The sequence below is a fragment of the Leisingera sp. G5_S3_59_S7 genome (assembly GCF_054968485.1).
In genome coordinates this window covers 1-21,113 of record NZ_JBQKUH010000022.1, presented here as the reverse complement: position 1 = coordinate 21,113, position 21,113 = coordinate 1, and the positions used below count along the sequence as shown (strand labels likewise).

The window sequence follows — 21,113 nt, the reverse complement described above, 5'->3', positions numbered from 1 at the left end:
CTCAGCTCCAGCCAGCTCAGATTTCCAGATCGGAAATATCCTTGCCGGCGGTCAGCGCGGCATGGACCCAATGCGGTTTGCGGCCCCGGCCGGTCCAGGTTTCTTCGGGGTTTTCCGGGTTCCGGTATTTCGGAGCGGCCTTGGTTTTCTTTACGCCCTGGCGCGACGCAGTCGCGATCTCATCCAGCGAGAAACCGTATTTTGCGGCAGCCTCCTCGGCGGCTTTCAGGGCTTCCTGGCGTTCGCGCAGTTCTGCTTCCTGCAGGGCTTTATCAACATCGCTTTGAAGCTGCAGAAGCTCTTTTCTGCTCATTGCCGAAAGGTCGAAGGTCATTCTGAACTCCATATATAAAATGACATACCGGAAAAACCGGTATGTCATTCCTTATGGACTGAATACCAGACGCGTTTCAGCATCTTTTTTATCGGTTCGCAGAAAACTGCCGGTAAAAGTCAATTCACTGCAATTTCCGGTGGCCTTGCCAGGTCGACAATGTCGCTCATAATTGAATTGAGTTCGAAATCCTTGGGCGTATATACGCGAGCGACACCCATTGATTTCAGCTTTTGCGCGTCCTCGTCCGGGATAATGCCGCCGACAATCACCGGCACATGGTCCAGGCCGGCGTCGCGCATGCGCTGCATCATTTCCTCGACCAGCGGCAAATGGCTGCCCGACAGGATCGACAGGCCCACCACATGGGCGTCATCATTTTGCGCCGCTTCCACCAGTTCCGCCGGTGTCATGCGGATGCCGTCATAGGTGATGTCCATGCCGCAGTCGCGGGCGCGGAAGGCGATTTGTTCGGCACCGTTGGAATGGCCGTCCAGGCCCGGCTTGCCGACCACGAACTTGATGCGGCGGCCCAGCACGTCGCTGACCGCGTTCACCGCATCGCGCAGGTCGTCCAGCCCTTCGGTCTTGTTCGACACAGAGGCCGACACGCCGGTCGGGCCGCGGTAGGTGCCGTAGACCTTGCGCATTTCCTCGGCCCATTCGCCGGTGGTGACGCCGGCCTTGGCGGCAGCAATTGACGGCTCCATAACATTGGCGCCGCTTTGCGCCGCGGCGCGCAGCGCGGCCAGGGCCGATTGCACTGCGTCATTGTCACGCTCGCCGCGCCAGGCGTTCAGCCGTTCGATCTGCTCCTGCTCTACAGCCGGGTCGACTACCATGATGCCGCCGTCCTCGGTCTGCAGCGGCGAGGGCTCGCCCTCGGTCCATTTGTTGACGCCGACCACCACGGTCTCGTTCTTCTCGATCCGGTTCAGGCGTTCGGCGTTGGAATCGACCAGCCGGCCCTTCATGTATTCGATCGAGGCCACCGCGCCGCCCATGGATTCCAGGTTCGCCAGCTCGGCGCGGGCGCCTTCCTTCAGCTCTTCGACCTTGGCATCGACCGCCGGGTTGCCGTCGAACAGGTCGCCGTATTCCAACAGGTCGGTTTCATAGGCCAGGATCTGCTGCATCCGCATTGACCACTGCTGGTCCCAGGGGCGAGGCAGGCCAAGCGCCTCGTTCCAGGCCGGCAGCTGCACCGCGCGGGCACGGGCCTTCTTCGACAGCGTCACCGCCAGCATCTCGATCAGGATGCGGTAGACATTGTTCTCAGGCTGCTGCTCGGTCAGGCCCAGCGAGTTCACCTGCACGCCATAGCGGAAGCGGCGGAACTTGGGATCCTCCACGCCATAGCGGTCGCGGCAGATCTCGTCCCACAGGTCAACAAAGGCGCGCATCTTGCACATCTCGGTGACGAACCGGATGCCCGCGTTCACGAAGAAGGAGATGCGCCCGACCATCGCCGGGAAGTCCTCCGGCGCGATGCGCGGTTTCAGCTCATCCAGCACCGCCTGCGCGGTCGCCAGGGCAAAGGCCAGCTCCTGCTCCGGCGTCGCGCCGGCCTCCTGCAGGTGGTAGGAACACACGTTCATCGGGTTCCACTTGGGCACGTTGGTATAGCAGTACTCCGCCACATCCGCGATCATCTTGAGGCTCGGCTTGGGCGGGCAGACATAGGTGCCGCGGCTCAGGTATTCCTTGATCAGGTCGTTTTGCACCGTGCCCTGCAGCTTGGAGACATCCGCGCCCTGTTCCTCGGCCACCGCGATATACAGCGCCAGCAGCCAAGGCGCTGTGGCGTTGATGGTCATCGAGGTGTTCATCTGCTCCAGCGGGATCTGATCGAACAGCGCCCGCATGTCGCCAAGGTGGCAGACCGGCACGCCGACCTTGCCCACTTCGCCGCGCGCCAGCACGTGGTCGCTGTCATAACCGGTCTGGGTCGGCAGGTCGAAGGCGACGCTAAGGCCGGTCTGCCCCTTGGCCAGGTTGGCGCGGTAAAGCGCGTTGGACGCCTTGGCCGTGGAGTGGCCGGCGTAGGTGCGGATCAGCCAGGGGCGGTCTTTTTGCATCTGCGGCATGTCGGGCCTCGCGAGTCAGAGTGTCGGTAATTTTATTTCGTCGCGATGATGTAAACTGCAATTTTCAACCCGTGTCAATTCGCTGCGTTGCGGCATTTACCGCGCTGACACCCGGTTATGCGGTTAACCATCAGCAAGCGCGCGGTTGAGGTGGAGCTGAATGCGGACTAACGTCCTTTAAGTTGAATCTATTTTTAGAAGAATTTTGCTTTGAAGAACTCTTTAACCGGGCGGCGCCTTGCCGAGATCGACGGTCTGCGCGCCGTCGCCGTGCTGGCGGTTGTGCTGTACCACTATTTTCAGGCCTACCCTCAGCACTATCCCTATGGCGCGGGCCTGCTGCCCTTGGCGAAATACGGCGATTTGGGTGTCGCGCTGTTTTTCGTGATTTCCGGCTTTGTCATCACGCTGTCGCTAGCCGGCCAGCCGGGGCCGTGGCAGTTCGCACTGAAGCGTCTGGTGCGGCTTTGGCCGGCGCTGGCGGTTTGCTCCATCCTGACCTTTGCCTTTGTGCACAGCTTTGACAGCGGCTTCAGCCGGGAGGTGCAGGGCGGGCTGAGCGGCTTTGCCGCCTCCTGGACCTTCACGTCGCAGCGCTTCTGGCACAGCGCCTTCGGGTTCGATGGCTATGTCGATGTGGTGTATTGGACCCTCGCCATTGAAATCCGCTTCTACCTGCTGGCGGCTGTGATTTGCTGGCTGGCGCCCGCCGGACGCTTTGCGGCGGTGGCGCCATTGGTGCTGCTGCTGATGCAGTCCCTGTTTGCAGCGGTCCAGTTCGCGGTCCCGGGGCTGGTGCCGCAGGTGCTGATCGAGACGCTTTTTCTGGCCTATGCGCATCTTTTCGCGGCGGGCATCACCTTTGCCGCGGTCTATACCGGGGCGCGCGGCAAGCGGCAGGCGGCGCTGATCTTCTGGAGTTACTCGGTTGCAATTTACCGCGCCGAAGACGGCTGGGAAGCGGCATTCCTGGCGCTGATCTTCCTGGCGGTTGCTGCGTGCGCCCTGCGCGTGCGGGCGGCCAGGCTGCTGGCGTGGCGGCCGCTGGCGGGGCTGGGAGTGATCAGCTACCCGGTTTACCTGCTGCACAATTACATCGGCGTGACCCTGCTGTCCTTGCTGCCGGCGGGGCTGTCAGGCGCGGTCTATGTGCTGGCCGCGGGCCTGGTCCTGGGGGGCATTTTGCTGCTGTCGAACGCTGTTCACCAATTGGTCGAACTGCCGTCTCAACAAGCCGTCCGGTCCTTTCTTGAGCGCCGCGCTGACCGCGGCGGGGAGATGCAGCTTGCACCAGGGCCGGAAGCCGCGGCAAAAGGCTTGTAAACCGGGCAGGCTTGGGCAAGGCTTTGCGGGATGACGCAGACCGTGGAACTGCCGCTGTGGCTTTTTGTGCTGATCGTGGCCTTCGCCGCGGTGACGTTTGCGTCGCATTTCCTGTTTCCCTCGGTGCGCTGGTTCTTCCGGCGGCGGCTGGAGCGCGCGGTGGCGCGTCTGAACCAGCGGCTGGAGCGCCCGATCGAGCCGTTCAAGCTGGCCCGCCGCCATGACATGATCCAGCGGCTGATCCACGATCCGCAGGTGGCGCAGGCAGCGGCGGATCACGCGGCAGCGGAAGGCATCCCGGAAAATGTGGCGTCTGAGCAGGTGCGCCGCTACGCGCGCGAGATCGTGCCCGGGTTCTCTGCCTTCGCCTATTTCGGCCTCGCCATCCGCGCGGCACGCCTCCTGTCCAACGCGGTGTACCGTGTGCGTCTGGGACATCAGGATGAGGAGGCGCTGCGCGCCATCGACCCCAAGTCCACCGTGGTTTTCGTAATGAACCACCGCTCCAACATGGATTACGTGCTGGTCACTTATCTGGCGGCAGAACGTTCGGCACTGTCTTATGCGGTGGGGGAGTGGGCGCGGGTCTGGCCGCTCAGCCGTCTGATCCGGGCGATGGGCGCCTATTTCATCCGCCGCCGCTCACGCAATGATCTCTACCGCAAGGTGCTGGCCGCCTATGTGCGCCTCGCCACCCGCGGCGGCTCCACCCAGGCGATGTTCCCCGAGGGCGGCCTGAGCCTGGACGGCGCATTGGCCCCGCCCAGGCTGGGGCTGCTGAAATACATCGTCGAGGGCTATGATCCGGACGGGCGCGACGTGGTCTTTGTGCCAGTGGCGCTGAACTATGACCGGGTGCTGGAGGACCGGATCCTGACCTCTGCCGCCAAGGCGGGCGAGCGCCGGTTCCGCGCCCGCATCGGGCTCGTGGCGCTGCGGCTCTTGCGGCAGCTGTGGCTGTGGATGACCGGGCGCTATCACCGCTCCGGCTATGCCGGGGTGAATTTCGGCCGCCCGCTCAGTCTGGCCGGGTTCGGGGCCGGGCGCGAGGGCGACATCACCAAGCCGCTGGCGCGGGAGCTGATGCAACGGATCAGCGCCATTGTTCCAGTGCTGCCGGTGCCGCTGATCGCCGCCCTGCTTCTGCGGCACGGCGCCCTCAGCCGGGCCGCCCTGGAGCACCGGCTGGAGGATCTGATCGCGGCGATGCCGCTGGCGCATGTCCATATGCCGCGGGAGAATCTGTCCTATGCAGCCGGGACCGGCCTGCGGCAGCTGCTGCGGCGCGGGCTGGTCGCCGAATCCGAGGGCCGGTTTGCCCCGGTCGAAGACCGCCGCGATCTGCTGGCGTTCTATGCCAATTCCATCCGCCACCTGCTGCCCCAAGACGGCGCGCAGCCGGACGGGGACCGTGATCTTTCTGCACCTGCTAACCTCAATGCTGCATCCGCAAGGTCATAAAATTACCCAAACGCCGCAAAAGTGGTTGCAATATTACTCTGCCAATCCTATCCCTCAGATAACCGCTGCGATTCTGCACCGCGGCAAAAGGACAGGATACAAAGGAGGCCATCATGGCATTGGATACCCAGACTGACGTCATGTCGTACGAGGCGCCCGAAAAGGATCTCTATGAAATGGGGGAAATTCCCCCGATGGGCTATGTGCCCAAGAAGATGTACGCATGGGCGATCCGCAAGGAGCGTCACGGCAACCCCGATACCGCGATGGTGCAGGAGGTTGTCGACGTGCCGGAGCTGGACAGCCACGAGGTGCTGGTCCTGGTTATGGCAGCCGGCGTCAACTACAACGGCGTCTGGGCCTCCCTGGGCAAGCCGATCTCGCCGTTTGACGGCCACAAGGCGCCGTATCACATTGCCGGCTCCGATGCCTCGGGCATCGTCTGGGCGGTTGGCTCCAAGGTCACCCGCTGGAAAGTCGGCGACGAGGTGGTCATCCACTGCAACCAGGACGATGGCGACGACGAGGAATGCAACGGCGGCGACCCGATGTATTCGCCCAGCCAGCGCATCTGGGGCTATGAAACCCCGGACGGATCGTTTGCCCAGTTCACCAACGTGCAGGCCCAGCAGCTGATGCCGCGCCCCAAGCACCTGACCTGGGAGGAAAGCGCCTGCTACACGCTGACGCTCGCCACCGCCTACCGGATGCTGTTCGGCCATGAGCCGCACGACCTGAAGCCGGGCCAGAACGTGCTGGTCTGGGGCGCCTCGGGCGGCCTCGGCTCCTATGCGATCCAGCTGATCAACACCGCCGGCGCCAACGCCATCGGCGTGATCTCCGACGAAAGCAAGCGCGACTTTGTCATGGGTCTGGGCGCCAAGGGCGTTCTGAACCGCAAGGACTTCAACTGCTGGGGCCAGCTGCCCACGGTCAACACCCCGGAATATGCCGAGTGGTTCAAAGAGGCGCGCAAGTTCGGCAAGGCGATCTGGGACATCACCGGCAAGGGCGTGAACGTCGACATGGTGTTCGAGCACCCGGGCGAAGCAACCTTCCCGGTCTCCACTTTCGTTGTGAAAAAGGGCGGCATGGTCGTAATCTGCGCCGGCACCACCGGCTATAACCTGACCTTTGACGTCCGCTACATGTGGATGCACCAGAAGCGCCTGCAGGGCTCGCACTTCGCCCATCTGAAGCAGGCTGCCTCCGCCAACAAGCTGATGGTGGAGCGCCGCCTGGACCCCTGCATGTCCGAGGTCTTCACCTGGAACGACCTGCCGGAAGCGCACATGAAGATGCTGCGCAACGAGCATCTGCCCGGCAACATGTCGGTGCTGGTGCAGGCGCCGAAAACCGGCCTGCGCACCCTGCAGGACGTGCTGGAGGCCTGATCCGGCAGCCTGAGGCGTTTTCAAACTTGCGACAAGCCCGCGAATCATATCCTTGGTTCGCGGGCTTTTTAATATATGACATGTTTCAGCGAAGGATTTCAGTCGGTTGCCTGCTGAGGTCTCGCTATTTCAGGGGAGGCGAGAGGCGCCGGCAAAAAAGGTGACTCTCTACGCTCCGGTTTTTGCGGCGTTTTTTTTGAGCATCGCACAACTGTTCACTCAAAATGAACGAAAGCGGAACCTTCGCATTGACCTCCAGGAGCTCCCCACTGCAAAAGAACAGGAACGACCGGCCAGCCCCGCGGCAGCACATTCTGCTACGGGCCTCCCTCAGAACGGGGCCGGACCTAAAGGGCAGCAGCACGTAATTCATGGCATACAAAGCAGAACTCGACCGCATTCTGGAGGCGCTTGACGCCACTGAAACCTTGGAAGGCCTTCAGCTGATCGTTGAGCAGGTCTGCGAGGTGTTCGGCGTCGATCATGCAATGTACCTCTGGGTCGAAACCGCCGGAAACCACTATTATTTCGGCACCTATTCCAAGGCCTGGACAGAACGCTATCTGGACAAGGCCTACTCGCGGGTCGATCCGGTTGTGGTGGGCTGCTACCAGCGCTTTCACCCGGTGGACTGGAAGCGTCTGGACTGGAACCCCAAACCGGCCCGCGAGTTCCTGAAAGACGCGCGGGAGCATGGCGTGGGCAATCAGGGCTATGCCATTCCCATCAGGGGGCCGAACGGCCAGTTCGCGCTCTTCACGCTCAGCCACAATTGCGACGACGCCGCCTGGGAAAAGCTGATCGCGAAATACAACCGCGATTTCATTCTGGTGGCGCATTATTTCAACCGCAAAGTGCTGGAGCTGGAACCCTCCCGCAGTGCAGAACAAGCGCAGCCGCTGTCGCCGCGGGAAGTTGACGCGCTCACGCTTCTGGCGATCGGCTACAGCCGGGCACAAGTGGCTCAAACCCTGGCCATCTCAGAGCATACCCTGCGGGTCTATATCGAAAGCGCCCGCTTCAAACTGGGCGCGATCAACACCACACATGCCATTGCCCGGGCCGTAAGTCTCGGTTTGATTGTGGTTTAACGGTATCGCTACCTCTTAAGGTGTAAATTTTCTCCGACGCCGATCCTAATGGTCGTATCCTTCCCCTGATTTTCTACCAAAAGGGGAATACACCATGCTGCGCTACGTATACGGCCACGATCTTCACAACCATGCGGACCTGGCTCATTCAATGTTCCTGGACCGGGCCGATCAGTTCAAAACGCGGCTTGGCTGGGATGTGCAGGTGAATGCCAACGGCGAGGAGCGGGATCAGTACGACGAACTGGACCCGCTCTACATGATCTGGGAAATGCCCGACGGCAGCCACGGCGGCTCCATGCGGTTTCTGCCGACCACCGGCCGGGTGATGGTGAATGAAATCTTCCTGGATCTCTGCGGCGGCGTCCCCATCTGCAGCCCGCTGATCTGGGAATGCACCCGGTTCTGCCTGTCGCGCAAGGCGCAGGGCAGGATCGCGGCAGGACTGATGCTTGGCAGCCTGGAAATCATGCGCAACTTCGACGTTCCCCATTACACGGGGGTGTTCTACCGCCACACGGCCCGCGCGTTCCGCAACCTGGGCTTCGCGCCTGAAATCACCGGCACCCAGGGCGGGGGGCGCAATCCCATCTGCATGGGCTTCTGGGAATATGCCGAAGACACCTATCACAGCGTGTCGCGCAAGGCGGGCATCCCGCCGGAGCTGTCGCAGCTGTGGTTCGACCGCTCCTTCGGCGGTGCCGGCGCGTCCGGCCCGGTGGCGCTCAGCGCCTGAACATTGCGCAAACCGGGGCCGGATCCTCTGGCGGACCCGGCGCCGCGGCTGTAGGGTCGCGCCATGACAGCTCTGCCCGTACAGTTCTCCGATGACCAGGCCGCCGCTTATGACAGCGTGACCGAACTCCTGCGCAACGCGGGGGTGGATCTTGATGACGGGCTGCTGCACCCGCCCCGCGGCGATGCCGGGGTGATGGCGGTGATCGGCAAGGCCGGATCGGGCAAGACGCTGCTGCTGGCTGAGCTGTACAAGGCGCTGGAACAGGCCGGGGTTGAGATCGTCTCCGGCGACTATGAAAGCCGCAAGAAGAGCGACGACCGCCGCACGCTTGCGATCCTGGCACCTACCAACAAGGCCGCCAGCGTGCTGCGCCTGCGCGGCGTGCCCGCCACCACCATCCACCGCATCCTCTATACCCCGGTATATGACCCGGAGTATGAGCGTATTGCCGAATGGCTGGCGGGGCAGGGGGAACAGCCGGACATCGAAGGCCTGAGCGAGGAGGCGCTGGCCCGTGCTGCGGCCTTCTATGAGAAGAACAAGTCGATCCCCGGCGCGCTGGCGGCTGCGGGATTGCGCGGCTCGGATTTCATCACCGGCTGGAAGCGGCGCGAGGATCCTCTCGACATCGGCTTTATCGACGAGGCGTCGATGCTGGACGACCGCCAGTTCGAGGATCTGAAGGAGATCTTTCCCAACCTGATCCTGTTCGGCGACCCGGCACAGCTGGCGCCGGTGAACCAGTCCGGCTCCATGGTGTTCGAAACCCTGCCGGAACCGCGCCAGCTGGTTCTGAACCGCATCCACCGGCAGGAGGCAGGCAACCCGATCCTGGACCTGGCCCATGCGCTGGCCGACCCGCAGCTTGGGTTCGAGGATTTCGAGCGGATGGTGGAGGACACCGCCCGCCGCGACGACCGTGTGGTTTGGGGGCAGCGGGTGGAGGTCGATCTGATGGCGCGCTCGCCGGTGCTGGTCTGGCGCAACAACACCCGCATCCGGCTGATCAACGCCTTCCGCGCTGTGCATGGCGCGCCGGAGGATCAGCTGATCGCGGGCGAGCCGCTGATCTGCGACGGTATCGAACTGCCGATGAAGCACCGCAAGAAACGCCTGGATCTGGAGGCCCGAGGGCTGATCAAAGGGGCGCAGGTGATCTTTCTCGGCCCCGGCCGCAAACCCGGCTTCTCCCGCCTGCACGTGATGGGGGCTGAGGACCCGCAGGTCTCTGCCGCCTCGATCGTGAAGATCGAAAAACCGGACGAGGAAGAGCCCTTCATCCCCTACGCGGCCCGCATGGGCGCGACCTTCCTGCACGGTGCAGCAGTGACCATCCACAAGGCGCAAGGCTCGCAATGGGACACCGCCCAGGTCTTTGCCCCGGATATCTACGCGGCCGCCCGCATGGGCCGGGTTGAGGCGGGACAACCGTTGTGGAAGCGGCTGGCCTATGTCGCCATCACCCGCGCGCAGGAGCGGCTGATCTGGGTCGTCCGCAACCGCCTCGCCAAGCCCACTGGCCCGTTGCCGGTGGACGATCTCAAAGCCATGCCTGCTGCCGCACTCACGCTCGAAGCACAGGAGGACACCCCCGCATGAGCCATTCGATCCTGATCACTGGCGCCAGCTCCGGCATCGGCCGTGCCGTGGCGGAGCTGTTCCTGGCCGAGGGCTGGCAGGTGGGCCTGGTGGCGCGCCGGGCAGAGAAGCTGCAGGAGGTAGCGCAGGGCTTTGCGAACGCCTAGGTGCTGCCCGCCGATGTCTCGGATCCGGCAGCGGTGGATCATGCGGTGAACAGCTTTGCCATGGCGGCCGGGCGGCTGGATGTGCTGTTCAACAATGCGGGCATCTTTACGCCGCCGGGCACTATCGACGAGATCCCGCTGGACGACTGGTTCGCGTCTGTGAACGTGAACCTCACCGGCATGTACCTGGCAGCCCGCGCAGCCTTCCGCCAGATGCGGCAGCAGTCGCCGCAGGGCGGGCGGATCATCAACAACGGTTCCATTGCCGCGCATGTGCCGCGGCCCCATTCAGCGCCTTATGCAGCCACCAAGGCGGCAATCACCGGCCTCACCAAAAGCCTGTCGCTGGACGGCCGCCCCTTTGATATCGCCTGCGGCCAGATCGACTTCGGCAACACCCGCACCCCGATGGTGGAGGATTTGAGCCAGCGCCACGCTGAGGCCAACCCGGACGGAGAGCCGATGCACACATTTGCGGTGGAGGACGCGGCGAGATCCGTGCTGCACATGGCCAATCTGCCGCTGGAGGCCAATGTGCAGTTCATGACGGTGATGGCCACCAAGATGCCCTATATCGGCCGCGGCTGAGCGCTCCCGCCCGTCGCTGGCGCATCGCAGATGCGCCGCTCCCGTTGGACGTGGCGCTGCGCTGGCGCGCAGCGGGCCTGCGGCGGCGGCGCTGCTGCATACGGGCCGCAGAGGCTTCATCTTTGCAGCAAATACTCCGGGGTGAATTGGCCGCAAGGCCAAGAGGGGCCGGCCCCTCTTAGCGGTTCCTGAGCAGGCTGAAGGCAGCGGAGGCGCCCCAGCCGGCGGCAACGGCGATCGCCAGCGACATCAGGCCGTAAAGGAACGGCTGCTCGCGCGAAAGCGAGTACAGGAACCGCTCCAGCCCTACCTTGCGCACGTCGATTGTGGTCTCATAGCTCGACACCACCTCGCCGCCGCGGGTCAGGAAGATCCGGGTCAGATAGCTGCCTTCGGTCAGATCCGCGGGCATTTCGATGGCAGTGCGGAAGAGGGTCTGCTCATCCACGGCCACCGTGTTTTCACGCAGGGAATAAAGCCCGTTCTTCTCGCGGATCCGCACCACCGCATCGGCAAAGGCCTGGGCGCCGCGGATATGCATGGCGGCGCCGACCGAGCGGATCGCGCGCTTGATCGAAATCCGGTAGCGCAGGTCTTCGGTGTCGGTCAGCACCTGGTCGAAGGGGGCGCTGGTGGCCACGGCATAGAACGCCGGAGCGGAGTCGACCAGCACGCTGTCGACGTTGACCCAGATCCCCAGTTTCTTTTCCTTGCGCCGCACCATGACGGAGGGGGCCGGGCCGGACACGGCGACCACCACTTCCAGCGGGTCGTCCTGCGGGATCGGGGTTTCGCGTTTCACCGCCCCGAACACCAGGATTTCCGACCCGTCGAAGGTGGCGGTGATCGCCACCCGGTCCTGGCTGAGACCGAGCACGACCTCTTCCTTGCCGGCTTTAGCTGCGGAGTGCGGCAGCAGGGCCAGGGCGGCGGCGGTCAGCGCGGACAGGAGCAGCTTGCGCATGATCAGTGCCCCCCGGGCTCACCCAGCGAGAAAATCTCGGAGGGTTGCAGCAAAAGGTCGAGGCCCAGCTTGACGCAGACCGCGATGACCATCAGCGCCAGCAGGATGCGGAGCTGTTCGGCCTTGAGGTAGACGCCGATGCGGGTGCCGATCTGGGCGCCGACTACGCCGCCGATAAGCAAGAGAACCGCCAGCACAATGTCCACGGTATAGTTGGTGGTGGCGTGCAGCATGGTGGTAAAGCCGGTGACCAGGATGATCTGGAACAGCGAGGTTCCGACAACCACCTTGGTCGGCATGCCGAGGATATAGATCATCGCAGGCACCATGATGAAGCCGCCGCCAACCCCCATGATCGCTGCCAGGATACCCACCGCGACGCCAACCAGGATCGGCGGGATCACCGAGATATAGAGGCCGGAGGTGCGGAAGCGCATCTTGAACGGCAGCGCATGCACCCAGCCGCGCTGGCGGCGCGGGGCGGGCGCTGCACCGCCTGCCTTCTTGGATTTGCGGATCGCGTTCAGGCTTTCGATGAACATAAGCCCGCCGACGACGCCCAGGAAGACGACATAGCAGAGCTTGACCAGCAGATCGACCTGGCCAAGCGCCTTGAGGTAGTTGAACACCACCACCCCAAGCGCCGCGCCCAGCAGGCCGCCGGCCTGCAGCACCAGCCCCATCTTGATATCGACCGTGCGCCTTCGGAAATGCGCCAGCACGCCGGAGAAGGAAGAGGCGACAATCTGGTTCGCTTCGGTGGCCACCGCCACCGCGGGCGGGATGCCGATGAAGAACAAAAGCGGCGTCATCAGGAAGCCGCCGCCAACTCCGAACATGCCTGAGAGAACACCCACCATTCCTCCGAGGCCCAGAAGAAGGAAGGCATTGACCGAGACCTCAGCTATGGGAAGGTATATCTGCATGATCTTTGTTAGACCGCAGACCGTTCAAAAATCAATGATCTATGCCGCTGTGCAGCGTGCAGGACTGATTTGACGCATCAAACTGGACTCAACTGTGGCCGCTCTGCACTGGTCGGGCAGGGCCCCGCGCCCGCAGGCGGCGCAAGGGATTTTTCGCTGAGGAGACCCCGGGGACAGGTCGAGGGAAGTTGTATCTTTACCGCGCCAAGGGCGAACGGCGCCTGCGCGCCGCTGCTGCCGCGGCCCTTGCGCCTGGAAAGACACTGGCTGGGATCAGTCCGGAAAAGAGACGCCCGGCGCGGGGCCGGGCATTCCAAGGGTTTCTTGCGGAGCTTAGCGCTCCTTGACGTAGGGCTGGCCGCCGGCGCGGGGCGGGATCGCCTTGCCGACGAAACCGGCCAGGATCACCACCGTCAGAACATAAGGCAGCGCATCCATCGCCTGAACCGGGATGACGATGCCGCCCAGTTCGATGTTCTGGAAGCGCAGGGCGATGGCCTGCAGCAGTCCGAACAGCAGGCAGGCGCCCATTGCGTGCCAGGGCCGCCACTTGGCAAAGATCAGCGCCGCCAGGGCGATGAAGCCGCGGCCTGCGGTCATGTCCTTGACGAAGCCCGCCTGCAGCGCCGTGGCCAGATAGGCGCCGGCGATGCCGCACAGCAGGCCGCAGATCATCACTGCGCCGTAGCGCAGGCCGACCACCGAAACGCCTGCGGTGTCCACCGCTGCCGGGTTCTCGCCCACTGCGCGCAGGCGCAGGCCGAACCGGGTGCGGAACAGGATCCACCAAGTCGCCGGAACCGCCAGGAAGGCGAGGTAGACCAGCACTGAATGGCCCGACAGCAGCTCGGAATAAACCGGCCCCAGCACCGGCACGCCCGACAGGCTGTCGGCAAAGGGGAGGGTGATCGGTGTGAACCGTCCGCCGCTGAACAGCGACGGGGTGCGGCCGCCCTGCTGGAACCAGTCCTGGGCAATCAGCACCGTCATGCCCGCAGCCAGAAAGTTGATCGCAACGCCGGAAATCAGCTGGTTGCCGCGGAAAGTGATCGACGCCACCCCGTGCAGCCCTGCCAGCACCAGGGAAGAGGCGATGCCCGCCAGCAGCCCCAGCCAGACGTTGCCGGTCACGGCGGCGACGGCGGCGGAGAAGAAGGCGGCCATCAGCATCTTGCCTTCCAGGCCGATGTCAAAGATGCCCGCGCGCTCGGAGTAGAGCCCGGCCAGGCAGGCCAGCAGCAGCGGCGTGGCTAGGCGGACAGTGGAATCCAGAATCTGGATGATCGTCAGGAAATCCATCAGTTCTGCCCCCTCCGCACCGCGAGGAAGATCTTCTCAAGCGGCATCCGCACCATGTTGTCGAGCGCGCCGGTGAACAGGATCACCAGGGCCTGGATCACCACGATCAGCTCGCGCGGGATCGAGGTCCAAAGCGCCAGCTCCGCGCCGCCCTGGTAGAGGAAACCGAACAGGATCGCTGCCAGGAACACGCCGAACGGATGGTTGCGCCCCATCAGCGCCACCGCGATGCCGATGAAACCGGCGCCTTCTGTGGCGTTCAGCACCAGGCGTTCCGCTTCGCCCATGACGTTGTTGACCGCCATCATCCCGGCCAGCGCGCCGGAGATCAGCATGGCGATCATGATGGTGCGCACCGACGAGATGCCGGCATAACGCGCGCCCGGTTCGGATTTGCCCAGGGAGCGGATCTCATAGCCCAGCGGCGTGCGCCAGATCAGCAGCCAGACGAACAGGCAGGCGCCCATGGCAACCAGCAGGCTGACATTGGCGGGGGCCGATTTGGAGAAGTTAATGCCGATCGGGGCCAGCAGCTCATGCAGGGAGGGCAGGTGAACGGCCTCGGGGAAGCGTTCGGTGGCCGGGTCCATCGAGCCTTCGGGGCGCAGAACGTTGACAAGCACATAGTTCAGCACCGCCGCGGCGATGAAGTTGAACATAATGGTGGTGATCACGATATGGCTGCCGCGCTTGGCCTGCAGATAGGCGGGGATGGCGGCCCAGGCAGCACCGAAGATCCCGGCGCCAAGGGCGGCAAATACCAGTGCAAGCGTCCAATGCGGCCAAGGGATCAGCAGACAGACCAGCGCCACGCCCAACCCGCCCAGCATCGCCTGGCCCTCGCCGCCGATGTTGAACAGGCCCGCGTGGGCGGCCACCGCGACCGCCAGGCCGGTGAACATGAAATTGGTGGCGTAATAGAGCGTATAGCCCCAGCCATAGGTGGAGCCCAGGGCGCCATCGACCATCAGCTTGACCGCGGCCACCGGGTCTTCGCCGATCCCGAGGATCACCAGGGCCGACAGGATTGCGGCCAGCAGCAGGCTGATCAGCGGAATCAGGACCACATCGGCCCATTTCGGCATCTTGTCCATTTACGCGGCCCCCGGTTTGGCTGTCACGGCTGGAGCGCGCAGCGGTCCGGCCGGCGCCCATCCGCCCCCATGGGCGGGCGCTTCGCTTCCGCCCGCGGACAGGCGCAGGCCTTTGTTGCAAGTCATCTTGTATTGCATCACGCGGCCTCCCCCGCGACACCGGCCATCAGCAGGCCGAGTTCTTTCTCATCGGTCTGATCCGCGGGCCGTTCGCCCATGATCATGCCGTCAAACATCACTGCAACCCGGTCAGCAAGCGACAGGATCTCTTCCAGCTCGACCGAGACCAGAAGGATCGCCTTGCCCTGATCGCGCAGCGCGACGATCTGCTTGTGAATGAATTCGATGGCGCCGATATCGACGCCGCGGGTCGGCTGTCCGACCAGCAACAGGTCCGGGTTGCGCTCAATCTCGCGCGCGACCACGATTTTCTGCTGGTTGCCGCCGGAGAAGTTCTTGGCCGCCAGCCACGGATCCGGCGGGCGCACGTCGAATTTCTCCATCTTAGCCTCGGTATCGGCCTGCAGGGCGGCGTTGTTTATCAGCACGCCGTTCTGATAAGCGGCATCGCGGTGATAGCCGAAGGCCACGTTTTCCCAGGCGTGGAAATCCATGATCAGGCCCTCCCGCTGGCGGTCTTCCGGAACATGGCCGATACCGGCGTCGCGGCGCGCCCTGGCATCCGAGCCCGGACCGTTCAGCGGCAGCGGCGTGCCGTGCAGCTTGATGCTGCCGGTGCCCGGACGCATGCCGCCCAGCACTTCCAGCAGTTCCGACTGGCCGTTGCCGGCCACACCTGCAATGCCGACGATTTCGCCCGCGCGCACAGTCAGGTCGATGCCCTTGATCCGCTCGACGCCGGCACTGTCCACCACCCGCAGGTTCTCGATCTCCAGGATCGGGGCGCCGGGCTGGGCGGGCACCTTGTCGACGCGCAGCAGCACCTTGCGGCCTACCATCAGCTCAGCCAGGTGCTCGGGGCTGGTCTCAGACGTCTTGACAGTCGCGGTCATCTGGCCACGCCGCATCACCGAAACCGTATCGGTGTACTCCATCACTTCCCGCAGCTTGTGCGTGATCAGGATGATGGTCTTTCCCTCTGTGCGCAGCCGGTCCAGGATGCGGAACAGCTGATCGGCCTCGGACGGCGTCAGCACGCCGGTCGGCTCGTCAAGGATCAGGATTTCCGCCTTGCGGTAGAGCGCCTTGAGGATCTCGACCCGCTGCTGCGCGCCGACGCCGATTTCGTCGATGCGGGCGTCGGGGTCCACGAACAGCTCGTATTCCTCCTCCAGCGCCTTCAGCTCCTTGCGGGCGCGGCGCAGCGAGGGCATCAGCATGCCGCTGTCCTCGGCGCCCAGCACGATGTTTTCCAGCACGGTGAAGTTTTCCACCAGTTTGAAATGCTGGAACACCATGCCGATGCCCGCGGCAATCGCCGCCTGGCTGTCGGGGATCTCGGTCTTCTTGCCGTTGATGAAGACCTCCCCTTTGTCGGCCTTGTAAAAGCCATAGAGGATCGACATCAGCGTCGACTTGCCCGCACCGTTTTCACCGATGATACCGTGAATGGTGCCGGGGGCGACGCGGATGGAGATGTCCTTGTTTGCCTGGACCGGGCCAAAGGCCTTGGAAATGCCTTTGAGTTCGATGGCGGGGGCAGTCAAGCGGGCTCTCCCATGCCTGTGAACCCGATCAGCCGCACCACCTTACCGTCTTGCAGATCGGCAAAATACTGGCCGCGCATCATGCGGTTGCCGTCTTTAAGGAAATCCACCGTGGCACGCGCGTGCCCGTGGTGTTCCGTGACGGCCACCACTTTGGCCTCGGCGCCCGGCATGTTCGCGCTGAACTGCGCGATATAGTCCAGGTAGGCGCCGCGGCCCTCGATGGGGGCGGGGGTGTTGGGATCGGAATAATAGAATTCGGGCCCGATCGCCGCGCCGGTTTTCGCAGCACGGCCTTCGGGGGTTGGGTCGCCCCAGGCCGCAAACAGAGTATGAAGTGAATCCGTCATGGCCTGGGGCTTTCTCTTTAGAAGCTCAGAACCGGGCAGCTGTCATCGGACATGTAGTCATGCACTTTGATCTCGCCCGAGGCGATCTTGGCAGCAGCTTCGTCCACCGCGGCCTTCATCTCATCGGTCACCAGGTCGGCGTTGTGCTCATCCATCGCATAGCCGACACCGCCATTGGCCAGGCCCATAACAGAGAAGCCGGTCTCCATCTCTGCGCCGTCGGTGAACGCCTCGAACACGGCGTTGCCGACGTTCTTGGTCATCGAGGTCAGCACCTTGCCCGAGTGCAGGTGGTTCTGGTTGCTGTCCACGCCGATCGACAGGATGCCTTCGTCGGCCGCGGTCTGCAGCACGCCCACGCCGGTGCCGCCGGCCGCGGCATAGACCACGTCAGCGCCCTGGCTGATCTGCGCCTTGGTCAGCTCAGAGCCCTTCACCGGGTCGTTCCAGGCTGCCGGGGTGGTGCCGGTCATGTTGGAAATCACCTTGGCGTCCGGGTTGGCCGCCTTGACGCCTTCGGCATAGCCGCAGGCGAACTTGCGGATCAGCGGAATGTCCATGCCGCCAATAAAGCCGACGGTGTTCGATTCCGACGCCATCGCGGCCAGCATGCCAACCAGATAGGAGCCTTCGTGTTCGTTAAAGACAACCGAGCGCACGTTGTCGCCTTCAACCACCATGTCGATGATGGTGAACTTGGTGTCCGGATAATCGGCTGCCACCTGGCCCAAGGCGTCAGCAAAGGCAAAGCCGACCATCACGATCGGGTTGGCGCCGGCCTCGGCAAAGCGGCGCAGCGCCTGCTCGCGCTGGGCTTCGGACTGCAGCTCGATCTCACGGTAGGTGCCGCCGGTCTCTTCGACCCAGCGCTGGGCGCCGTTGTGGGCGGCTTCGTTGAAGCTCTTGTCGAACTTGCCGCCCAAGTCGAAGATCAGCGCAGGCTCGGCCAGCGCGGCACCTGCGGTCAGGGCCAGCGACGCGGCTGCGCCCATCAGCGGTTTCATCAGGGTCATCAGGTTAACTCCCACTGTCATTTTTGTTGGATGCAGCGGGGCTTTTCCGCTGCCCGGCCCCGTTCAGGCCTTAGAGGGTGCGGCAATTTAGCCTGCAGGGCAGGGAGAGGGTCAACCGCTTTTTGACCATTTGGTGCGAAATCCGCGCAACTGGCCTAGCGTAAAGCTTTTCTCATCAGGATCGCATCCGCCGGTTTTGCCCCTTCCCGGCGGTAATATCCGGCCCGGCGCCCGCATTCCGCGAATCCGCAGGCGTTGTACAGCGCCTGCGCAGGGGCATTGTCAGCGGCCACTTCCAGGAACATCTTCGCCGCGCCCCGCGCGCGGGCGGCTGATTCCCAGTCCGCCATGCAGGCGCGGGCCAGACCCTGGCGCTGATGGGCGGGGCTGGTGGCGATGGTCAGCAGCTCTGCCTCATCCGCGATCACCCGCACCAGTGCAAAGCAGCGGGCATCGCCGGTGGCAAAGGTCAGCGGGCTGTCCAGCAGGGCGGCAAACTCCGCCGCTGACCAGGGCCGCGACTGGGTGAAGGCCGCGGCGTGGGTGGCGGCCAAGACCTCGGGTGTCAGCGGGTCAGCCATCAATCAGTGCCGGCGGCACATCGCTGGACGGCGCGGCATCGGCAGAGCGCAGGTATAATGGGGCAGGCGGTTCGGTCACTGTTCCGAACCGCCCGGCGGTGATGCGGGCAATGGCCTCGGCCATCCCCGCGGGGCTGGCCTCAGGCGCAAACGCCAGCCCGGCGCCGCGGGCGGCCTCCTCTGCCTCCTGGCACGGCATCAGACGCGGCGCTTCTCCGGGCAGGGCGGCGTAGACCTGATCGCGCGGCGCGGGCACCGCGGGCAGGGTGCCTGCGGCAGCCCGGGATTCAAACCCGTCAACGCCCACGGCCGGAATCTCCAGCCCCAGTGCAAGGCCGCGCGCAGCAGAAACCGCAATGCGGATGCCGGTGAAGTTGCCGGGGCCGACACCGACGCCAATGGCATCGAGGTCGGCCCACGCGGCGCCGCCCTCTGCCAGCACCTCCTCCAGCAGCGGCATCAGCCGTTCAGCCTGGCCGCGGGTCATTTCTTCCAGGCGGGACGCCAGCAGGACGTTCCCGCGCAGCAAAGCGGCCGCGCAATGCGCGGCCGATGTGTCAAATCCCAGAACCAGCGGTTCGGAGGTCATGCGTTGTCCTTTCGCAGCCGGTCAGACGGCAACCGGGCGCACCTCGGTGACTTCCGGGATGTAGTGGCGCAGCAGGTTCTCAATGCCCATCTTCAGCGTCAGGGTCGAGGACGGGCAGCCCGCGCAGGCGCCTTGCATGTGCAGGTAGACCACGCCGCGGTCAAAGCCGTGGAAGGTGATGTCGCCGCCGTCCTGGGCCACTGCCGGGCGCACGCGGCTGTCCAGCAGTTCCTTGATCTGGTTGACGATTTCGGCGTCTTCGCCGGAATGCTCAGCATGGCCGGAGGCCGGATCGGAAGAGCCGTCCGCCATCACCGGCTGGCCGGATTGGTAATGCTCCATCACTGCGCCCAGAATGGCGGGCTTGATGTGGTCCCAGTCCACTCCGTCCGCCTTGGTCACGGTCACGAAATCATTGCCGAAGAACACGCCGGTCACGCCCTCAACCGCAAAGATGCGGGAGGCCAGCGGCGATTTGCCCGCAGCCTCAGAGCTGGGGAAGTCGGCGGTGCCCACTTCCAGAACGGTCTGGCCCGGCAGGAATTTCAGCGTCGCCGGGTTGGGCGTGGATTCGGTCTGAATGAACATGTCGGGTCTCCGTTAAGCGTGCCCCCGATATGCGCCCTGCGGCCCGCCAAGTCAAGATTTGGAACTATTCTAAATTCGGGCGGCTGCGGCGTGCTCCAGGGCTTGCTCCAGCCGGTCGTCGCCCCAGAACAGCTCCGGGCCGCAGATGAAGCTCGGCGCGCCGAAAATGCCGGCCGCAATGGCCTCATCAGTCTGCGCCCGCAGCGCCGATTTGATGGCAGGTGACTGGGCGCGCAGCCTGAGCGCCTCGTCAAGGCCCGCCTGGCACAGGCAACCCTGCAGGACAGCGTCGCTGGAAATATCCGCGCCGTCGCCGAACTGCGCCTGAAACACCGCTTTTGCGAAAGCTTCGATGCGGTCCTGCTCCGCGGCGGCAAGTGCCAGACGCGCCGCCTTCAGTCCGTTTTGCGGGAATGGATCCGGGCGCCGGAAGGGCAGCCCGCGTGCGGCGCAAATCCGTTCCATGTCGCGCCACATGTAACGCCCCTTGGCGGGGTAGATGTTGAACGGCGAGGTGTCCCAGCCCTGGGCGGCAAACATCGGCCCCAGCAAGAACGGCTTCCAATCAACAGCAACCCCGCGTGCGGCAGCCAGCGCGCCGATCCGCATCACGCTGAGATAAGAATAGGTGGAGGCAAACTCGAACCAGAATGTGATCCTGCCGGTCATCGCCTCTGCCATTTCCCGCGCTCAGGTGATCGCTTCCAGCTTCTCTTTGCTCAGATCGCCGGGCACGATGGTGATCGGCACCGGCAGGGTGCCCGAGTTCTTGGTCAGCTGGGTGACCAGCGGGCCTGGCCCCTTGCGGCCGGTTCCGGCACCCAGCACCAGCACGCCGATTTCAGGATCGCCTTCGATGTAGTCGAGGATCTCCGGCACCGGCTCGCCTTCGCGGATCACCAGCTCCGGGTCAACGTTCTGGCGGTCGCGCATCCATTTGGCAAAGACTTCGAAATGCGCATGGATCCGCTCGCGGGCCTCTTCCCGCATCACTTCGCCGACGCCGATCCAGTGGTTGAACTCGTCCGGCGGGATCACCGACAGGATAGTGACGCCGGCGCCGGTATGCGCCGCCCGCATCGCGGCGAACCGCATCGCGTTCAGGCATTCGCGGCTGTCATCCAGTACCACAAGGAATTTGCGCATTTTCGCTCTCTCGTTGTTCCACCGCGGATCATGACGCAAGCGGGCGCATCAGGCAATAGAGCCAAAGCCTTTGAGCCGTTTCAGGAAACTGGCTCTAGGCCGGGGCGGGCAGCGCTCTCGCGCCCGCAGGATCT

Annotated in this window: 20 protein-coding genes and 1 pseudogene; 7 read left to right on the top strand and 14 right to left on the bottom strand. The window is 64.1% G+C overall.

Annotated elements, in window-relative coordinates; all coding sequences use genetic code 11:
- Window positions 1-16: 16 nt before the first annotated feature.
- Window positions 17-334, bottom strand: a complete 318-nt coding sequence (locus tag ACTRWG_RS11565; protein WP_027235096.1) for an H-NS histone family protein — start codon at window positions 332-334, stop codon at window positions 17-19.
- A 119-nt stretch (window positions 335-453) separates the two neighbouring features.
- Entirely contained in the window at window positions 454-2,421 is a 1,968-nt protein-coding gene (locus tag ACTRWG_RS11560; protein WP_027235095.1) for a protein meaA, read from the bottom strand.
- A gap of 210 nt (window positions 2,422-2,631) precedes the next feature.
- On the opposite strand from ACTRWG_RS11560, the gene ACTRWG_RS11555 reads away from it, so the two are divergent.
- The 7 genes and pseudogenes from ACTRWG_RS11555 (at window position 2,632) to ACTRWG_RS11525 (ending at window position 10,762) form a co-directional block, all read left to right on the top strand.
- The gene (locus ACTRWG_RS11555; protein WP_462829334.1) at window positions 2,632-3,744 is read left to right on the top strand and encodes an acyltransferase family protein; all 1,113 of its coding nucleotides are present in this window, start codon (window positions 2,632-2,634) and stop codon (window positions 3,742-3,744) included.
- A 30-nt stretch (window positions 3,745-3,774) separates the two neighbouring features.
- Window positions 3,775-5,205 (top strand): 1-acyl-sn-glycerol-3-phosphate acyltransferase, encoded by a 1,431-nt coding sequence (locus ACTRWG_RS11550; protein ID WP_027235093.1) that lies wholly within the window; start codon window positions 3,775-3,777, stop codon window positions 5,203-5,205.
- A gap of 113 nt (window positions 5,206-5,318) precedes the next feature.
- The gene (gene ccrA, locus ACTRWG_RS11545) at window positions 5,319-6,599 is read left to right on the top strand and encodes a crotonyl-CoA carboxylase/reductase (protein WP_027235092.1); all 1,281 of its coding nucleotides are present in this window, start codon (window positions 5,319-5,321) and stop codon (window positions 6,597-6,599) included.
- A 371-nt stretch (window positions 6,600-6,970) separates the two neighbouring features.
- The gene (locus tag ACTRWG_RS11540; protein ID WP_027235091.1) at window positions 6,971-7,690 is read left to right on the top strand and encodes a helix-turn-helix transcriptional regulator; all 720 of its coding nucleotides are present in this window, start codon (window positions 6,971-6,973) and stop codon (window positions 7,688-7,690) included.
- Window positions 7,691-7,784: 94 nt separating this feature from the next.
- Window positions 7,785-8,426, top strand: coding sequence for an acyl-homoserine-lactone synthase (locus ACTRWG_RS11535; protein ID WP_027235090.1), 642 nt, complete (start codon window positions 7,785-7,787; stop codon window positions 8,424-8,426).
- 63 nt (window positions 8,427-8,489) lie between these two features.
- On the top strand, window positions 8,490-10,028 hold the full coding sequence (locus tag ACTRWG_RS11530) for an ATP-dependent DNA helicase (protein ID WP_027235089.1): 1,539 nt from the start codon (window positions 8,490-8,492) through the stop codon (window positions 10,026-10,028).
- Window positions 10,025-10,762, top strand: a pseudogene (locus tag ACTRWG_RS11525) (SDR family oxidoreductase). The gene ACTRWG_RS11530 and the pseudogene ACTRWG_RS11525 overlap by 4 nt, the downstream one beginning before the upstream one ends.
- Before the next feature lie 178 nt (window positions 10,763-10,940).
- On the opposite strand, the gene ACTRWG_RS11520 reads toward ACTRWG_RS11525, so the two are convergent.
- From ACTRWG_RS11520 to ACTRWG_RS11465, 12 genes are all read right to left on the bottom strand, one after another.
- Complete coding sequence (locus ACTRWG_RS11520) at window positions 10,941-11,726, bottom strand: TIGR02186 family protein (protein WP_027235087.1); 786 nt, start codon at window positions 11,724-11,726, stop codon at window positions 10,941-10,943.
- Between the two features lie 2 nt (window positions 11,727-11,728).
- Window positions 11,729-12,652, bottom strand: a complete 924-nt coding sequence (locus ACTRWG_RS11515) for a sulfite exporter TauE/SafE family protein (RefSeq protein ID WP_027235086.1) — start codon at window positions 12,650-12,652, stop codon at window positions 11,729-11,731.
- Window positions 12,653-12,985: 333 nt separating this feature from the next.
- Window positions 12,986-13,951 carry an ABC transporter permease gene (locus tag ACTRWG_RS11510; RefSeq protein ID WP_027235085.1) on the bottom strand — a complete coding sequence of 322 codons (966 nt, stop codon included), beginning with the start codon at window positions 13,949-13,951 and terminating at the stop codon, window positions 12,986-12,988.
- The gene (locus ACTRWG_RS11505) at window positions 13,951-15,045 is read right to left on the bottom strand and encodes an ABC transporter permease (RefSeq protein ID WP_027235084.1); all 1,095 of its coding nucleotides are present in this window, start codon (window positions 15,043-15,045) and stop codon (window positions 13,951-13,953) included. Before ACTRWG_RS11505 ends, ACTRWG_RS11510 begins: the two co-directional genes overlap by 1 nt.
- A gap of 137 nt (window positions 15,046-15,182) precedes the next feature.
- Window positions 15,183-16,712 (bottom strand): ABC transporter ATP-binding protein, encoded by a 1,530-nt coding sequence (locus tag ACTRWG_RS11500; RefSeq protein ID WP_259958526.1) that lies wholly within the window; start codon window positions 16,710-16,712, stop codon window positions 15,183-15,185.
- Window positions 16,709-17,062 carry a nuclear transport factor 2 family protein gene (locus ACTRWG_RS11495; protein WP_259958527.1) on the bottom strand — a complete coding sequence of 118 codons (354 nt, stop codon included), beginning with the start codon at window positions 17,060-17,062 and terminating at the stop codon, window positions 16,709-16,711. Before ACTRWG_RS11495 ends, ACTRWG_RS11500 begins: the two co-directional genes overlap by 4 nt.
- A gap of 17 nt (window positions 17,063-17,079) precedes the next feature.
- Window positions 17,080-18,075, bottom strand: a complete 996-nt coding sequence (locus ACTRWG_RS11490) for a BMP family lipoprotein (protein WP_259958529.1) — start codon at window positions 18,073-18,075, stop codon at window positions 17,080-17,082.
- Window positions 18,076-18,230: 155 nt separating this feature from the next.
- Entirely contained in the window at window positions 18,231-18,656 is a 426-nt protein-coding gene (locus ACTRWG_RS11485; RefSeq protein WP_462829333.1) for a GNAT family N-acetyltransferase, read from the bottom strand.
- Window positions 18,649-19,245: a tRNA (adenosine(37)-N6)-threonylcarbamoyltransferase complex dimerization subunit type 1 TsaB gene (gene tsaB, locus ACTRWG_RS11480; protein WP_462829332.1), complete on the bottom strand. Its 597-nt coding sequence runs from the start codon at window positions 19,243-19,245 to the stop codon at window positions 18,649-18,651. The genes ACTRWG_RS11485 and tsaB overlap by 8 nt, the downstream gene beginning before the upstream one ends.
- A gap of 21 nt (window positions 19,246-19,266) precedes the next feature.
- Entirely contained in the window at window positions 19,267-19,833 is a 567-nt protein-coding gene (locus ACTRWG_RS11475; RefSeq protein WP_027235078.1) for a NifU family protein, read from the bottom strand.
- 69 nt (window positions 19,834-19,902) lie between these two features.
- Window positions 19,903-20,502: a DsbA family protein gene (locus tag ACTRWG_RS11470; RefSeq protein WP_462829344.1), complete on the bottom strand. Its 600-nt coding sequence runs from the start codon at window positions 20,500-20,502 to the stop codon at window positions 19,903-19,905.
- A 21-nt stretch (window positions 20,503-20,523) separates the two neighbouring features.
- Window positions 20,524-20,979: a universal stress protein gene (locus tag ACTRWG_RS11465; protein WP_027235076.1), complete on the bottom strand. Its 456-nt coding sequence runs from the start codon at window positions 20,977-20,979 to the stop codon at window positions 20,524-20,526.
- Window positions 20,980-21,113: the final 134 nt, after the last annotated feature.

Coding starts and splice junctions, on each gene's coding strand:
- ACTRWG_RS11565 (WP_027235096.1), bottom strand. CDS start 334: ATGACCTTCGACCTTTCGGCAATGAGCAGAAAAGAGCTTCTGCAGCTT.
- ACTRWG_RS11560 (WP_027235095.1), bottom strand. CDS start 2,421: ATGCCGCAGATGCAAAAAGACCGCCCCTGGCTGATCCGCACCTACGCC.
- ACTRWG_RS11550 (WP_027235093.1), top strand. CDS start 3,775: ATGACGCAGACCGTGGAACTGCCGCTGTGGCTTTTTGTGCTGATCGTG.
- ccrA (WP_027235092.1), top strand. CDS start 5,319: ATGGCATTGGATACCCAGACTGACGTCATGTCGTACGAGGCGCCCGAA.
- ACTRWG_RS11540 (WP_027235091.1), top strand. CDS start 6,971: ATGGCATACAAAGCAGAACTCGACCGCATTCTGGAGGCGCTTGACGCC.
- ACTRWG_RS11535 (WP_027235090.1), top strand. CDS start 7,785: ATGCTGCGCTACGTATACGGCCACGATCTTCACAACCATGCGGACCTG.
- ACTRWG_RS11530 (WP_027235089.1), top strand. CDS start 8,490: ATGACAGCTCTGCCCGTACAGTTCTCCGATGACCAGGCCGCCGCTTAT.
- ACTRWG_RS11520 (WP_027235087.1), bottom strand. CDS start 11,726: ATGCGCAAGCTGCTCCTGTCCGCGCTGACCGCCGCCGCCCTGGCCCTG.
- ACTRWG_RS11515 (WP_027235086.1), bottom strand. CDS start 12,652: ATGCAGATATACCTTCCCATAGCTGAGGTCTCGGTCAATGCCTTCCTT.
- ACTRWG_RS11510 (WP_027235085.1), bottom strand. CDS start 13,951: ATGGATTTCCTGACGATCATCCAGATTCTGGATTCCACTGTCCGCCTA.
- ACTRWG_RS11505 (WP_027235084.1), bottom strand. CDS start 15,045: ATGGACAAGATGCCGAAATGGGCCGATGTGGTCCTGATTCCGCTGATC.
- ACTRWG_RS11495 (WP_259958527.1), bottom strand. CDS start 17,062: ATGACGGATTCACTTCATACTCTGTTTGCGGCCTGGGGCGACCCAACC.
- ACTRWG_RS11490 (WP_259958529.1), bottom strand. CDS start 18,075: ATGACCCTGATGAAACCGCTGATGGGCGCAGCCGCGTCGCTGGCCCTG.
- ACTRWG_RS11485 (WP_462829333.1), bottom strand. CDS start 18,656: ATGGCTGACCCGCTGACACCCGAGGTCTTGGCCGCCACCCACGCCGCG.
- tsaB (WP_462829332.1), bottom strand. CDS start 19,245: ATGACCTCCGAACCGCTGGTTCTGGGATTTGACACATCGGCCGCGCAT.
- ACTRWG_RS11475 (WP_027235078.1), bottom strand. CDS start 19,833: ATGTTCATTCAGACCGAATCCACGCCCAACCCGGCGACGCTGAAATTC.
- ACTRWG_RS11470 (WP_462829344.1), bottom strand. CDS start 20,502: ATGACCGGCAGGATCACATTCTGGTTCGAGTTTGCCTCCACCTATTCT.
- ACTRWG_RS11465 (WP_027235076.1), bottom strand. CDS start 20,979: ATGCGCAAATTCCTTGTGGTACTGGATGACAGCCGCGAATGCCTGAAC.